Origin of the sequence: Shewanella sp. SM69 (genome assembly GCF_025653985.1) — a bacterium.
Lineage (GTDB): Bacteria > Pseudomonadota > Gammaproteobacteria > Enterobacterales > Shewanellaceae > Shewanella > Shewanella oncorhynchi.
Genome location: NZ_JAKKRV010000011.1, coordinates 38,361 through 53,071, shown reverse-complemented (window position 1 = coordinate 53,071; position 14,711 = coordinate 38,361). Strand labels below are relative to the sequence as shown.

Annotated in this window: 14 protein-coding genes; 5 read left to right on the top strand and 9 right to left on the bottom strand. The window is 45.3% G+C overall.

Going from position 1 to position 14,711, the window contains the following annotated elements; genetic code table 11:
• The first annotated feature begins 24 nt into the window (after positions 1 to 24).
• Both edd and L5M37_RS15225 read left to right on the top strand, forming a co-directional pair.
• The gene (gene edd, locus L5M37_RS15230; RefSeq protein WP_263201137.1) at positions 25 to 1,851 is read left to right on the top strand and encodes a phosphogluconate dehydratase; all 1,827 of its coding nucleotides are present in this window, start codon (positions 25 to 27) and stop codon (positions 1,849 to 1,851) included.
• Between the two features lie 20 nt (positions 1,852 to 1,871).
• On the top strand, positions 1,872 to 2,513 hold the full coding sequence (locus tag L5M37_RS15225; RefSeq protein WP_263201028.1) for a bifunctional 4-hydroxy-2-oxoglutarate aldolase/2-dehydro-3-deoxy-phosphogluconate aldolase: 642 nt from the start codon (positions 1,872 to 1,874) through the stop codon (positions 2,511 to 2,513).
• Positions 2,514 to 2,698: 185 nt separating this feature from the next.
• On the opposite strand, the gene L5M37_RS15220 is transcribed toward L5M37_RS15225, so the two are convergent.
• The 3 genes from L5M37_RS15220 to L5M37_RS15210 form a co-directional block, all read right to left on the bottom strand.
• A complete protein-coding gene (locus tag L5M37_RS15220) occupies positions 2,699 to 4,048 on the bottom strand; it encodes an anti-phage deoxyguanosine triphosphatase (protein ID WP_263201026.1) in 1,350 nt (449 codons plus the stop codon).
• Positions 4,049 to 4,073: 25 nt separating this feature from the next.
• Positions 4,074 to 4,661: a 5'-deoxynucleotidase gene (gene yfbR, locus L5M37_RS15215; RefSeq protein ID WP_263201024.1), complete on the bottom strand. Its 588-nt coding sequence runs from the start codon at positions 4,659 to 4,661 to the stop codon at positions 4,074 to 4,076.
• A gap of 208 nt (positions 4,662 to 4,869) precedes the next feature.
• Positions 4,870 to 6,084: a pyridoxal phosphate-dependent aminotransferase gene (locus L5M37_RS15210; RefSeq protein ID WP_131524175.1), complete on the bottom strand. Its 1,215-nt coding sequence runs from the start codon at positions 6,082 to 6,084 to the stop codon at positions 4,870 to 4,872.
• A gap of 754 nt (positions 6,085 to 6,838) precedes the next feature.
• On the opposite strand from L5M37_RS15210, the gene L5M37_RS15205 reads away from it, so the two are divergent.
• Together L5M37_RS15205 and L5M37_RS15200 are read left to right on the top strand one after the other, a co-directional pair.
• A complete protein-coding gene (locus L5M37_RS15205; protein WP_113939692.1) occupies positions 6,839 to 8,221 on the top strand; it encodes a Na+/H+ antiporter NhaC family protein in 1,383 nt (460 codons plus the stop codon).
• Positions 8,222 to 8,517: 296 nt separating this feature from the next.
• Positions 8,518 to 9,852, top strand: a complete 1,335-nt coding sequence (locus L5M37_RS15200) for a glutamine synthetase family protein (protein ID WP_317630098.1) — start codon at positions 8,518 to 8,520, stop codon at positions 9,850 to 9,852.
• A gap of 146 nt (positions 9,853 to 9,998) precedes the next feature.
• On the opposite strand, the gene efp is transcribed toward L5M37_RS15200, so the two are convergent.
• From efp to L5M37_RS15170, 6 genes are all read right to left on the bottom strand, one after another.
• On the bottom strand, positions 9,999 to 10,559 hold the full coding sequence (gene efp, locus L5M37_RS15195) for an elongation factor P (protein ID WP_105252465.1): 561 nt from the start codon (positions 10,557 to 10,559) through the stop codon (positions 9,999 to 10,001).
• A 45-nt stretch (positions 10,560 to 10,604) separates the two neighbouring features.
• The gene (gene earP, locus L5M37_RS15190) at positions 10,605 to 11,786 is read right to left on the bottom strand and encodes an elongation factor P maturation arginine rhamnosyltransferase EarP (RefSeq protein WP_263201022.1); all 1,182 of its coding nucleotides are present in this window, start codon (positions 11,784 to 11,786) and stop codon (positions 10,605 to 10,607) included.
• Positions 11,787 to 11,898: 112 nt separating this feature from the next.
• Entirely contained in the window at positions 11,899 to 12,426 is a 528-nt protein-coding gene (gene fldA / locus L5M37_RS15185) for a flavodoxin FldA (RefSeq protein ID WP_006081576.1), read from the bottom strand.
• 54 nt (positions 12,427 to 12,480) lie between these two features.
• Positions 12,481 to 12,753: a LexA regulated protein gene (ybfE, locus tag L5M37_RS15180; RefSeq protein WP_006081577.1), complete on the bottom strand. Its 273-nt coding sequence runs from the start codon at positions 12,751 to 12,753 to the stop codon at positions 12,481 to 12,483.
• A gap of 10 nt (positions 12,754 to 12,763) precedes the next feature.
• A complete protein-coding gene (locus L5M37_RS15175) occupies positions 12,764 to 12,985 on the bottom strand; it encodes a DUF2788 domain-containing protein (RefSeq protein WP_006081578.1) in 222 nt (73 codons plus the stop codon).
• 101 nt (positions 12,986 to 13,086) lie between these two features.
• On the bottom strand, positions 13,087 to 13,863 hold the full coding sequence (locus L5M37_RS15170) for an alpha/beta fold hydrolase (protein WP_263201021.1): 777 nt from the start codon (positions 13,861 to 13,863) through the stop codon (positions 13,087 to 13,089).
• A 297-nt stretch (positions 13,864 to 14,160) separates the two neighbouring features.
• On the opposite strand from L5M37_RS15170, the gene seqA reads away from it, so the two are divergent.
• Positions 14,161 to 14,703, top strand: coding sequence for a replication initiation negative regulator SeqA (gene seqA / locus L5M37_RS15165; RefSeq protein WP_198573466.1), 543 nt, complete (start codon positions 14,161 to 14,163; stop codon positions 14,701 to 14,703).
• Positions 14,704 to 14,711: the final 8 nt, after the last annotated feature.

Sequence of the window (14,711 nt, the reverse complement as noted above, 5' to 3'; positions counted from 1 at the left end):
GGAGTCACTATGCACTCAGTAGAAATACACTCAGTAGTTCAAGCTGTTACCGACAGAATTATTGCCCGTAGCAAAGCGTCACGTGAAGGTTATCTCGCCGCATTGAATGATGCCCGTAACCATGGTGTACACCGTAGCTCATTGAGCTGTGGCAACTTAGCCCATGGTTTTGCCGCCTGTAATCCAGACGACAAAAATGCATTGCGTCAATTGAATAAGGCGAACATCGGCATAGTGACGGCATTTAACGATATGTTATCTGCGCACCAACCCTATGAAAGCTATCCTGAATTGCTGAAAAAAGCCTGTCAGGAAGTCGGCAGTGTTGCACAAGTGGCAGGCGGTGTTCCGGCCATGTGTGATGGTGTGACTCAAGGTCAACCCGGTATGGAATTGAGCTTACTGAGTCGTGAAGTGATTGCGATGGCAACGGCTGTGGGTTTGTCTCACAACATGTTCGATGGCGCTTTACTGCTCGGCATTTGCGATAAAATTGTTCCAGGTTTACTTATCGGCGCCTTAAGTTTTGGTCACTTACCTATGTTATTCGTGCCGGCAGGGCCGATGAAATCAGGTATCCCGAACAAAGAAAAAGCCCGTATCCGTCAACAATTTGCCCAAGGTAAAGTAGACCGTGCACAGCTATTAGAAGCTGAAGCTCAGTCTTACCACAGTGCAGGAACCTGTACTTTCTACGGCACGGCAAACTCGAATCAGTTGATGCTTGAAGTGATGGGTCTGCAGTTACCGGGATCATCTTTTGTGAATCCTGATGATCCACTGCGCGAAGCGTTAAATAAGATGGCGGCTAAGCAAGTGTGCCGTTTAACTGAAATGGGGACTCAATATACCCCAATCGGTGAAGTGGTTAGCGAAAAGTCTGTGGTTAACGGCATTGTGGCACTTTTGGCTACTGGTGGTTCTACTAACTTGACGATGCATATTGTCGCCGCGGCTCGTGCTGCCGGTATTATTGTGAACTGGGATGATTTTTCTGAATTATCTGATGCCGTACCATTAGTGGCGCGCGTGTATCCAAACGGTCATGCCGATATTAATCATTTCCATGCAGCCGGTGGCATGGCGTACTTAATCAAAGAATTGCTCGATGCGGGTTTATTGCATGAAGATGTGAATACCGTTGCGGGCTTTGGTTTACGCCGTTATACCCAAGAGCCAAGGTTGCTCGACGGTGAATTGCGCTGGGTCGATGGTCCAACGACTAGCTTAGATACTGAAGTGTTAACGTCAGTCGCATCACCTTTCCAAAGCAACGGTGGCTTAAAGTTACTCAAAGGTAACTTAGGCCGCGCTGTGATCAAAGTGTCAGCAGTACAAGAACAACATCGTGTCGTTGAAGCGCCCGCTGTGGTGATTGACGATCAAAACAAACTCGATGCCTTGTTCCAAGCCGGTGCTTTGGATAGAGATTGTGTTGTCGTGGTTAAAGGTCAAGGCCCGAAAGCCAACGGTATGCCAGAACTGCACAAGTTAACCCCACTATTGGGAACGCTTCAGGACAAAGGCTTTAAAGTCGCGCTGCTGACCGACGGTCGTATGTCTGGCGCGTCGGGTAAAGTCCCTGCGGCCATTCACTTGACGCCAGAAGCCTTAGATGGCGGTTTAATTGCCAAAGTCCAAGATGGCGACTTGATCCGTGTCGATGCGTTAACAGGCGAACTGAGCCTGCTTGTATCTGAAGCTGAACTTGCCACCAGAGCCGCGGGAATAGTGGATTTACATCGCTCACGTTATGGCATGGGCCGCGAGTTATTTAGTGCGCTACGTTCAAATCTAAGTAGTCCAGAAACTGGTGCGCGTTGTACTAATGCCATCGATGAACTTTATTAATACAAAGGAAGAATAACGCAATGCTTGAGAATAACTGGTCACTACAGCCACAAGATATTTTTAAACGCAGCCCTATTGTTCCTGTTATGGTGATTAACAAGATTGAACATGCGGTGCCATTAGCGCGAGCACTGGTTGCCGGCGGCATTAGCGTATTAGAAGTGACTTTGCGTACGCCTTGTGCACTCGAAGCTATCACTAAAATCGCCAAAGAAGTGCCTGAGGCCTTAGTCGGCGCAGGGACTATCTTAAACGAAGCTCAGCTTGATCTTGCGATTGCCGCGGGTGCGCAGTTTATTATTACCCCAGGCGCGACGGTTGAACTGCTCAAAGCGGGTATGCATGGTCCAATCCCTTTAATTCCAGGGGTTGCGAGCATTTCAGAAGTGATGACGGGGATGGCGCTCGGTTACACCCACTTTAAATTCTTCCCAGCTGAAGCTTCGGGTGGTGTTGATGCTCTTAAAGCCTTCTCGGGTCCGCTAGCGGATATTCGCTTCTGCCCAACAGGTGGCATTACGCCAAGTAGCTATAAAGATTATTTAGCGCTGAAAAACGTCGATTGTATTGGTGGTAGTTGGATTGCGCCAACGGATGCAATGGAACACGGCGATTGGGATCGTATCATTCAACTTTGTAAAGATGCCATCGGCGCTTTATAAATCGAGCTTGAAATAGTGACAAAATAAAAAACCACCGCAAGGTGGTTTTTTGTCTTTTATCTTTCGCATTTTGATAAAGAACGGCTGTGATCGCTGACTCTGCAGAAAGTCGGGTTTTTACAGTAACTCGCACATTTACAAACGGTCTGGATTTATAGCAAGTCGGCCGTGCAATGCCTGCTTGCCTACATTTCCTTGCTCAGTTCCACATTCGAGCCGGCTTTGGGGCTAAATAGCTGTTGATACAGTCGCCCCGCAAACTCATCTGTCATCCCTGAAATATAGTCCGCCAACACTCTGTGACTGTTTAAGCCTTGTTGCTCACTTTCGCGCCAGCGCTCTTGGGTGTTCAGTGGCAGTAAACGCTCGGGATCGGAAGCGAAGGCTTCGAATAATCCCATCACAATCTGCTGGCCCTTATATTCGAGCATTTGGATCTCAGGTTTACGGATCACGTATTTATAAACCAGTTGCTTGAGCACATTGAGCGCAATGGCAAATTCGGGCTCTAATGTTGCATTAAAGCGCAATAATGGCTCTTCGAACACGTCATCTTCTGAGATAACAATAGCGGTGACAAAGCCATTAACGAGTGTGCCTATGGCATCTTTACGCAAGTGATGCTCATGGGAAAACAGCTTATTACCAATATCGGCAAGCTCTTGTCGTATCCACGCATCACTGCTGTTCGTCAGTGTCGGCGCCACATCTTGATGCCACTGGGACGCTGTGACTATGCCCATCACAATCGCATCTTCGAGATCGTGCACCGCATAGGCGATGTCATCAGCTAGTTCCATAATTGAGCAATCGAAGGATTTAAACTGGGTTCGCAGATGCGGATAGTGGTGCAGGGCGGGGTGTGAACCTTGCTGAGTCGATGTAAAACGACGGCTATCTGCCTCAGATAAAGGCTCAAGCACCCAAGCGAAGATGTCGTTATCATCGTCGAAAATGCCCTTAACCGGCGGCCATTGTGACGGTTTTAACTGTCTGTGGTTGGTGATTTCACTATGCTCGCCCGCGACAAACAGCTTCGAGTGCGGCGCAGGGTATTTCAAAATCCCGAGCATGGTACGCCGACACAAGTTCATCCCAAAATCTAATGTATAGGGCTCAAGCTTCGAGAGAATTCGAAAGGTTTGGCCGTTACCTTCAAAACCGCCGTGGTCGCGCATCATGTAATTCAATGCGACTTCACCACCGTGGCCGAAGGGAGGATGACCAATATCGTGGGCCAAGCACAGGGACTCTAATAAGCTCATAGAGCAAAGTAGTTGTTTATGTTGTGGATATTTGCGTCTGAGCTGCGCGGCTATGCCAGTGCCAATTTGCGAGACTTCGAGTGAGTGGGTTAATCGGGTGCGATAGAAGTCATTCATGCCAACGCCGAGCACTTGGGTCTTGGCCTGAAGGCGGCGAAAGGCGGCCGAGTGGAGAATACGCGCCCTGTCTCTTTGGTAAGGGCTGCGGTGATCGTTACGCCGTTGTTTATCTTCACCATGACGGCGTTCTTGCCAAACACTTGAAGTCATATGCATTCCTAGCGAGAGTGGAAAATCAAAGCATCTTGTTAATTTCGTCTAAATTCAAGGTGAAACTGGGTACAAAGCAGTTCATAAAATACTGTACTGCGGGATCAGGATTTGTCGCCAGCATGTCTTCGAGGCGTTTACGGGCGGTATTGAATTCACTGTTGCCCGCGCGGTTTTCTTCAAGACATTTAAGGTAAGCGCACAGGGTATCGGCGGATTTCACTATGCTCTTGTAAATAGGATCGGCGTAATCGCTTATAAAGAGGCTACGATAATCTTCTTTAAATTCCTCAGGCACCATATCCAGCATGCGCTGCTCGGCAATCGCCTCAATCTTTTTATACTCGGCTTCGATTTCTTTATTGAAGTATTTCACCGGCGTCGGTAAATCACCCGTCAGAATTTCACTGGCATCGTGAAAAATCGCCAGACTCGTGGCTTGATGGGGATCAAGCGTCGTGCCGAACTTTTTATTGCTGATGATTACCAGTGCATGGGCGACCATGGCGACTTGTAGCGAGTGTTCCTGAACATTTTCAGTGCGAACGTTGTACATCAAAGGCCAGCGTTGGATCAGTTTCATGCGAGCTAAATGGGCAAATAAGTGACTCATAGTTTTCCTGCTAATGAGTGAATAGAAAGGCGACAAGCTGCATTGGAAGACATGAAACGAGTGAATAGGCAGTATTGACGCTAATGAAGTCTTAGATTATCACAGCCTTGGATGACACGTGAGCATGAGCGTAGAGGATTTAAATAAATAGCTAAAAATAAAGCGACCACTAGGATCGCTTTATGTCTCAAACCGTTAAAGGGATATTCTATTGTCGATAGTTTTCGAGGAAGGCACCAAACTCGGTAAATGCTTTCTTCAGATCTTCTTTATAGGGCAAGAAAACCACTCGTAAATGGTCGGGCTCAGGCCAGTTAAAGGCGCTGCCATGGACTAACAGGATTTTCTTTTCTCTGAGCAAATCCAGCACTAAACGCTCATCATCCCTTAGGTTGAATTTCTTCATATCCAGTTTCGGGAAGGCATAGAGTGCGCCCTTGGGTTTTTTAACGCTCACACCTGGAATTTGGTTAAGTAATTCGTAACAGGCATCCCTTTGGACTGTGAGGCGGCCATTAGGCAAAATAAGCTCGTTAATACTCTGATAACCGCCGAGCGCGGTTTGAATCGCATGTTGATTGGGCACGTTTGCACAGAGGCGCATCGAGGACAGCATTTCTAAGCCTTCGATGTAACTTTTAGCAGCCTTAAGATTGCCAGATAACATCATCCAACCAACACGAAATCCTGCTGCACGATAAGCCTTTGATAAACCGTTAAAAGTAACAGTTAAAATATCATCTGATAGACCCGCAGCAGGAATATGTTTGGCTTCGTCGTATAAAATTTTATCGTAAATTTCATCGGCAAAAAGGATGAGATCATGTTGACGACACAGTTCAACCACTTGCAGCAGTAATTCTCTGCTGTATACCGCTCCGGTTGGGTTGTTCGGGTTAATCAGCACTATGCCGCGAGTACGTGATGAAATTTTACTTTTAATGTCGTTGAGATCGGGGAACCAGTCCGCTTCTTCATCGCAGCGATAATGCACAGCCTTGCCGCCCGCGAGATTCGCCGCAGCTGTCCACAGGGGATAGTCTGGTGAGGGGATTAAGATCTCATCATCGGTATTTAACAGGCCTTGCATCGCCATCATAATGAGTTCTGAAACGCCGTTACCTATATAGATATCTTCGATATCGACACCAAAAATCCCTTGGGCTTGATAATGCTGCACTATGGCCTTACGGGCAGAGAATAATCCTTTTGACTCACAGTAGCCTTGGGCACTGGGTAAATTGAGGATCACATCGCGCACAATTTCTTCAGGCGCTTCGAAACCGAAGGGGGCCGGATTACCAATGTTGAGTTTGAGGATTCGATGCCCCTCGTCTTCTAAACGTCTGGCTTCCTTGTGCACTGGGCCGCGGATGTCATAGCAAACGGTATCCAGCTTGTTGGATTTGATGATAGGGCGCATTTACACCTCGGAACATGCATAAAGTTTTGGCTTAAGTTAGCGCACCATAACGAAATTTCATTGCAGATGAAAGGGGGGATAAGCACAGAATTGCGCTTTTTTTATAAATATCCCTCAGTTAAATATGCTTTAACAGTCGATTAAAGAAATCTGCACAAGTTTTATATTCCGATATTGGCATGATTTTAAGATTATTTATCTATTGAGTTGGTAGGGGAATCTTGTTTATGTTTTTTCATTTCGAAAGATGAAAATGCGTTTTCATTAGCTGACTCATATTTGATTTCTCTATATTAGCCATATTAATCGTGACAGAAGAAAATGTATTTTAGCTGATACTTAATGGTTGATTTTTAATCACAGATTTTTGATAAGGTAAACTTATGTAAGCGGCATTTTATCTTGTGATAGTTAGGCATATTTATTGAATGCTTATTAAGCTAAGAAGATCATAAATGTTTAAGTTACAATCGCGTTAAAAGTCTTCTAGATTATACGGTTATGTAAAATTGTCTCGCGGGAAATAAATTTATTTTCTATCAAGTTAAATTTATAGTTGACTCAATATTCGATGCGCTTTATTTTCTGCGCGATGTTTTTGGCAAGGCACCTTAGATAGCAAGCAATTCGCGGGTTTTATCTTCAGGGTTAGTCATCATGAAGCAGCTGTGTTGACGTTCTGAATCGTGTTGATTTCAGACGTTATTCTAAAACCATTTGCCTTTTAGGCGATTTATTTAGAGGACCTAAGTGCATGTCTGAACCGACAGCGTTAAGTCTCATTCCACCTTTGGTGGTATTGGTGTTAGCTATTTGGTTACGCCGTCCTATTTTATCTTTGATCATAGGTGCGGTAACCGGTTTCCTGTTACTCGATCCCAGTCAAGTCTTAAACAATTTTGCTAGTGTGTCATTGAAGGTTATGGCCGATGAAACCATAGGTTGGTTGATTCTGGTGTGTGGTGGTTTTGGCGCACTTATCGCACTTTTAGTTCGAACTGGCGGCGCATTAGCGTTTGGCCGCAATGCACTTAAATTGGCGAAAGGACCTAAATCTTCCTTATTAATGACATTTATCCTTGGGATCGTGATTTTTATCGATGACTATCTCAATGCGTTGACCGTGGGTGAAACCATGAAGCGTGTAACGGATAAATTTAAAGTGTCCCGTGAAATGCTCGCCTATGTCGTGGACTCCACCGCCGCGCCCGTGTGCGTGTTAGTGCCATTATCGACTTGGGCGGTATTTTTTGGTGGATTACTGGTGGATAACGGTGTGGCAGCCGAAGGTCAAGGCATTGCAGTTTATATGCAAGCCATTCCTTACATGCTTTATGCTTGGTTAGCTGTGGCTATGGTGCTACTTGTCGCATTAGGTATTGTGCCCGCCATTGGTCCAATGAAGACTGCGCAGCTGCGCGCTGCCCAAGGTGAACCCGCTGAAGCGCAAGTGGATTTCGACCAAGTGCAAACTTCGGATGAATATGCGGTTAAAGCCATAGAAGAGGAATTTAAGCACGCCGATAATCAGGGCAAACTGCATAACTTTTTAGTGCCTATTGGTTTGTTAGTTGCCTTTACCGTGTACTTTGATATCGACGTGTGGAAAGGCTTGCTGGCGACCTTAGTTATCACGATTCCTTATTATGCAGTGCAGCGTTTGATGCCATTTTCAGAGATGATGGACCAAATGATCGATGGCTTTAAAAGCATGCTACCGGCCATTAGCACTGTGATTGCGGCGTTTGTGTTTAAGGATGTGTGCGATCAGTTATTACTGCCGCAGTATGTCATTGAATCATTAAGCCCATTTATGACACCTAAATTGCTGCCTGCGGTAGTGTTCTTATCTATGGCTATACTCGCATTTGCCACAGGTTCGAGCTGGGGTATATTTGCCGTGACGATTCCTATCGTGATGCCATTAGCGCAAGCGGTTGGGGCGGACATCCCATTAGTCATTGGGGCCTTATTGTCTGCATCATCATTTGGTAGCCAAGCGTGCTTCTACTCAGATTCAACCGTATTGGCCGCCCAAGGCTCAGGTTGTAACTTAGTGAGTCATGCTGTGACTCAGTTACCTTATGCACTTATCGCAGCAGTAATAGCATTTATCGGCTTTATTGTGATTGCATAACTTCTGTCACGATTAATATAAGAAACCAGCTACGGCTGGTTTTTTTATGTCTGCCGTAATGGGGTTAGGCGGCTAGAGTGAGTAAAGGGTGAGTAAAGAGTGATGAGGCTTGAACTAGGATAAACACGATTACACTGTTAAATGAATATTTTCAACTGATGTCAAATTATATTTTACGGAATTGTCATTTATATTTTACATATTTCATCGTCGCCATGTAGCTTTTCAAATCAAAGCCTGATTATACTTTGCATCCTTCAGGGCATTATTTTCAACATTAGTGGCAAACGAATCAAATGGACTCAACTCTTCTTACTGCGTTTTTCGAGCACGGCACAATACGTGATGTCGAATGTTTATTCCCTGATATTTCAGGCTATCCAAGGGGAAAGCTTATGCCAGCCCGAAGTTTTGCTCAGGGTGCTGAATTACGTATTGCCCAAGCGATTTCGATGCAAGCGATTACCGGTGAGTATTCCTACGATCCTGTTTTCCCTGATGCTGATCCTGATCTTTTACTCGTCCCCGATTACAGCACTCTCAAGATGATCCCATGGAGCACAGTGCCGCGCGCATTTGCCATCCATGACTGCGTATTACTGGATGGCAATTTATGTCCATTTGCGCCGCGCTCTATGTTAAAAAATGTGTTGGCCCGTTACCAAGCCCTTGGGTTAACGCCCGTGGTGGCCCCTGAGATTGAGTTTTATCTGACTGAAGCCAATACCGATCCGAGTGTGCCGTATCAGGCACCCATTTCAAAAAGTGGCCGAGCTGAAAATGGTCAATCTGCGTTTAGCATGAATATGCTCAATGAACTCGCGCCATTTTGGGATGAGTTTAATGCCGCCATCGATGTGATTGGGATTAAAGGTGATACTTGGATCCACGAGATGGGGCTATCGCAATATGAAATTAACCTAGTGCATGGCGATCCGCTGGCCTTAGCGGATCAAGCCTTTATGTTCAAATACGCGGCGAAAGAAATCGCCATAAAACATGGCTTGAATGCGATATTTATGGCGAAACCCATAGCGGGTCAACCCGGCAGTTCTATGCATTTACATCAAAGTGTCGTCGATGATAAAGGTCATAATATTTTCAGCCATGCTGATGGTAGTGACACTGACCGTTTTCACCACTACATCGGCGGATTACAAAAGTATCTACCTGATTTAATGTTGTTATTCGCACCCAATATCAATTCATTTAGACGTTACATTTCCGGCAGTCAAGCGCCGATTAATTTAAGTTGGGGTGTTGATAATCGCACCACTGGCTTACGTGTGCCATTGAGTGCTCCGGTGGCGAGACGGGTAGAGAATCGTATTGCGGGCGCCGATGCCAATCCGTATTTGATGATTGCCGCATCTTTGGCTGCGGGCCTTGCCGGAATGGAAGAAAAATTATCGCCAAGTGCACCAGAAACAGGGAGCGCCTACGATAGCAGCCATGACCTCGCGCAGACATTTTTAGCTGCGTTAACGCAAATGCGCCAAAGTGATTCGGCACGACGCTTACTCGGGGACGATTTTGTCACTGGCTTTGTATCGGTGAAGGAAATTGAATTCCAAAGTTATTTGAGTGAGATAGGGGCTTGGGAGCGACGTTTCTTAGGGCCGCAATGCTAACGCTTTTATGAATAAGGGAATTATTACTTATAAAAGTTTTAACCCCTTAAATGACTCAAGAGTCTTAAAAATGAGTGACTAAAAAACAGCAACAAAAAAGCCAGTGCAAGCACTGGCTTTTCTTCGTCTGGAAACGAGAAGGGCGATTAAACGCGCTTCTTGAATTCACCAGTACGAGTGTCGATTTCAATTTTGTCGCCTACTTTCACGAAGTCTGCAACACTTACTGTGCCACCGCCAGTGATAGTCGCTGGCTTCATCACTTTACCTGAAGTATCGCCACGAGCTGAAGGCTCAGTGTAGATCACTTCACGGACGATAGTGGTTGGCATTTCAACAGAGATAGCTTTGCCATCATAGAAAGTCACTTGGCAAGTTTCTTCCATACCGTCAACGATATAAGCCGCTGCATCACCTAGGTTTTCAGCTTCTACGTCGTATTGGTTGTATTCTGCATCCATGAATACAAACATAGGATCTGCAAAGTAAGAATATGTGCAGTCAAGACGATCTAGGATGATGTCTTCTAACTTATCTTCACCTTTGAAAGTCGTTTCAGTACCAGAGTTAAGCAGTAAGTTTTTCAACTTTAACTTAACGATAGCAGCGTTACGGCCAGAACGAGTTGTTTCAGTTTTCTGCACAACCCATGGGCTGCCATCTAACATGATCACGTTACCAGGACGGATTTCATGAGCAGTTTTCATTACACTATTTCCTATATTTAGATTTTTCTGTTTTCGCGCAGTATCTTAGCTGTTTTTAACGAACTGAACTAGTCGAGTAGCGAGATCTGCAGCATTTAATGCATTAATTGGCCATTGTTTAGCATGGTGATGCAACAAGGGCAAATTAACAGGATTAAGGTTTTGCCAGTGAAGGCTCACGGCTGATTGCTGTGCTTGGTTGAACGCGAGATTCAATTCAGACCAATAACAAGCAATTTTAGGTGGCAGATTATCGCAGTAAAGTTTGAGAAAAGCTTCTAATTTTACGAGGTGATAATCATCTTCTTGGGGATAAATGTGCCAAATGAAGGGTTTTGCGGCCCATTGGGCACGTAAAAAGGAATCTTCACCGCGCACGATATTAAAATCACAGCTCCAGAGCAGGCGATCAAACCCCTGTTGGTCTGTCATAGGTAAAATGTGCAGGGTTAAATTGCCATGATTTATCTGTTGACCCGGCACTAGAGCGGCAATTTCACAGGGCAGTAAATGTGTCAGACTGTTTAAGCTACGCCCCTTGGGGATCAGCGCATGGATTTTTTCTACCGATTGCTGCCATAACTCACATAATGCGGGTAGCGCCTCGGTCTCATAGCTAAAAACGCTAATAACAGTGTCTTGTGCCTGAATGTCCTTAAGACCTAGATCAGTAAAAAGCTGCAATTTATTGGCAGTATCAGCTTGCCAAGCATCACGCTCTGCAAACAAATTTTGCTCGCAAATGAGTCCACCCGTTTTGGCGCTAAAACCGGGAAAGTAGAAATACTTCTTCAAACCATTGGCTTGTAACGATGGCAAACCATGGCAGCCTTCAACCCAATCCTCAGCACTTAAATACTCTAAATTCAGCCAGACAGGTACAGATTTTGGGGCGTTCTGATGTAAATAAACCAGCTGCGCTTTTACCTGTTCGGGTAATTCACAGGCAAAGGCTTCGATGAGCACAGCTCCTGCAACAAACTTTATAGGCAAAGGCTCTTTCCAATGAATAATATTCACACCATTGAAGGTTTGAGTGGCTTTTAGTGGATCGAGTGTCGGTAAGATATGCGAGAAGCTTGCGAGGTCATCGACCCACAAATTAACGGGAATGTGGTACTCATTAGCCATTTGTTTGGCTAAACGCCAAGTGACGCCAATATCGCCGTAGTTATCAACGACGGTGCAAAAAATATCCCAGTGATTGGAGCGGGGTGTGTTGGTCATGAGTGTGGTATGTCGTTATTCTTAGTTACAACAAGTAGATAGTCGCAACAAGTCAGAAATATATGCATAAAAAAAGCGGCGTTAAGCCGCTTTAATCAAATGGTTAACAGAATTAATCTTCTAATTCAGCTAAACACATTTCTTCGTAAATTTGCTTAACCCAAGCATCAACACGTTCTTCAGTCAGCTCTGGTTGGCGATCTTCATCGATACCTAAACCAATAAAGTGGTCGTCATCGACTTGACCTTTAGAGGCTTCAAAATTGTAGCTTGCAGTTGGCCAATGGCCGATGATGATACCACCACGGGCCTGAACGATATCGCCAACCATGCCCATGGCATCAAGGAAATACTCAGCGTAGTCTTCTTGATCACCACAACCAAAAATAGCGACAAGTTTGTCAGTAAAATCAATTTGCTCTAATTCAGGGAAGAAATCATCCCAGTCACATTGCGCTTCACCGTAATACCAGGTCGGGATGCCGAACAGCAGCAAGTCATACTCTGCAATCTGTTCTTTGGTACTTTTGGCGATATCTTTCACCTCAACCATTTTTTTACCCAGTTTTTTCTGGATCATCTTGGCTACAGCTTCGGTGTTACCTGTGTCGCTACCGAAAAAAAGACCTACAGTTGCCATTGTCTATCCTTTAATGTCTAGTTCACTTATTAGGTTAATCTTGCTGGTACTCGTTCAGCACTCAACTTGTTGCTGAAGAATTAATTCGATTAACTGGCTACGGCTGATGTTACTGGCCAATGCCTGCTCATTCAAGGCGTCATACAAATCTTGTGACACCTTTAACTCTATTCGCTTTAATCCGTTGGCTTTATCGCGCTGGATTTGATTGCGTTTGTTGACCTTAAGCTGTTGGCTACGGGACAAAGGATTACTTCTTGGGCGGCCCCGGCGCTTTTCATTGGCAAAAAGGTCAATGGTGGTTCTGTCAGTTGCTTCTTTTGCCATGTTCTTATTGTTAACCGATCCCTGAGCCTTCCCAAGTGATCTGGATAATACCTTTTACAATAAACCCGGCGCAGCCGAGAAATAACACTAACCAAACAATAAATCGACCAAATTTTGGCACGTTACCTTGTTTAAGCACATCGTGGATGGCCATGCCGATAAAGAAAAATATCGAGGCAAAAAACAGGTTCAGGCCGATGGTTTCAATTTGTTCCATGTACTGAGATAACATACTTTCTTAGTCCTTGAGAGTGTTCTAAGGCCAAAAGAGGCGCGAATATATCACAACAAGATGGCGGCTGCCATATGCTTTCGGTCGAGTTTGCTGCTGATTTACATTGAATGTTTGTCAATAAATTCAGACACGATCCGGTTAAAAATGACGGGTTTTTGCGCATGCAACCAATGACCACATCCTTCAAGTGTTTTTGCCTGTGCCGCGGGGAATTGCGCCATGATAGCGCTTCTGTGCTCGCTAGTGACATAATTTGAGTCGCCGCCGCGAATAAACAGACTTGGTCCAGCATAGCTTTGTACTGGATTTAGTGTCTGATTTTGCCAGCCAATAATATTAGGATAACAAGCCTTTAGGCCACTTAAGTTCATTTTCCAACGAAAGCCAGTATCCGTGCGTTGTAGATTTTTGAGTAAAAATTGTGCCGTTGCTTCGTCAATACCATTGTCAATTAAGTGGTTTAGGGCAAAGCGTCTGTCGGTATGGCCTTCTAAGGGCAGGCTTTCTAATGCCGCAAACACTGTGTCGTGTCTTGGCTCATAGGCGACGGGGGCGATATCGGCTGCCACCATGCTGATAATGCACTCTGGAAAGGCTAACGCCGTCGCCATGGCGATTTTACCGCCCATGGAGTGACCCACAATATGGGCGCGTTCAATAGCCAGTTCGTCTAGCAAGCTGATCATTGCAGTGGCGAGGCGAAGGTAGTCCATTTGATCCCAATGCTCACTTAAACCATGATTGGGCACATCGACACGAATAACTTGATACTGATTTTCTAATACTTGCCCTAGACCTTTGAGGTTATCTAGATTACCGAACAAGCCGTGGATCAAGAGCACTGCGGGTCCTTGGCCTGTGGAAACAAAGTTCATGGTGATTCCTGTTGGAGATTTTTAGCTTAGCGTGACGCGAATTGTGCCTTTAATGCCGTTGGCTTGACAAGTCAGTTGCCATTTCTATAGTGGGGGCGGCCAGTAACTTGTGTGCTTTTTCGGCAATTGTCGATTAACTGCTAGTTTGCTGTGCTATTTCCCGCACTTTTAGAATAATGGCGCTTTATCAGATTGATAGAGATAGATACACTGGTAACAGATCGCAATGATCTGCCCCGATCGCTGTGGTACACTTTTTCGGTTAAGCCTGTCGAATAACAAAGGATAATTAAGGTTATGAAATATATCGAAGTAGATGAAGAGCTCTATCGTCATATTGCCAGCAAAACAGAACGAATTGGTGAGAGCGCCTCTGACATTCTTCGTCGATTACTCGGCCTGTCCGTCGATGCGGTCGAACAACCCCAGCCTTTGGCGATTAGCCAACCGAGCCTTGAAGCTGAACCTATTCAGCCCATCGCGGCGCAAACAGTGCCAGCAGTGAATGATTTTAGTCGCTTAGTCGATGAACATCAGTTATCGCAGCAAAAAGGCGCAGTAGGGCGTTTTCTGTTTTTGCTCGAAAGTTTGTATCAATTAGCCCCAGAGCAATTCTCACAAATTCTGCAGATCCAAGGGCGCGATCGTTTGTATTTTGCTCGCTCTAAGGAGCAACTGCTCGAAGCGAGTGCTTCGGCTAACCCAAAAGAAATTGGTGCAAGTGGTTTCTGGGTAACGAGTAACAACAATACCGCCAAGAAACGCACTATTTTATCGGAAGTTTTAGTGCAATTTGGTTGTGATGCGACAGTAGCTGCGGGCATCGCCGAGCGCGTTTAATCCGCGGG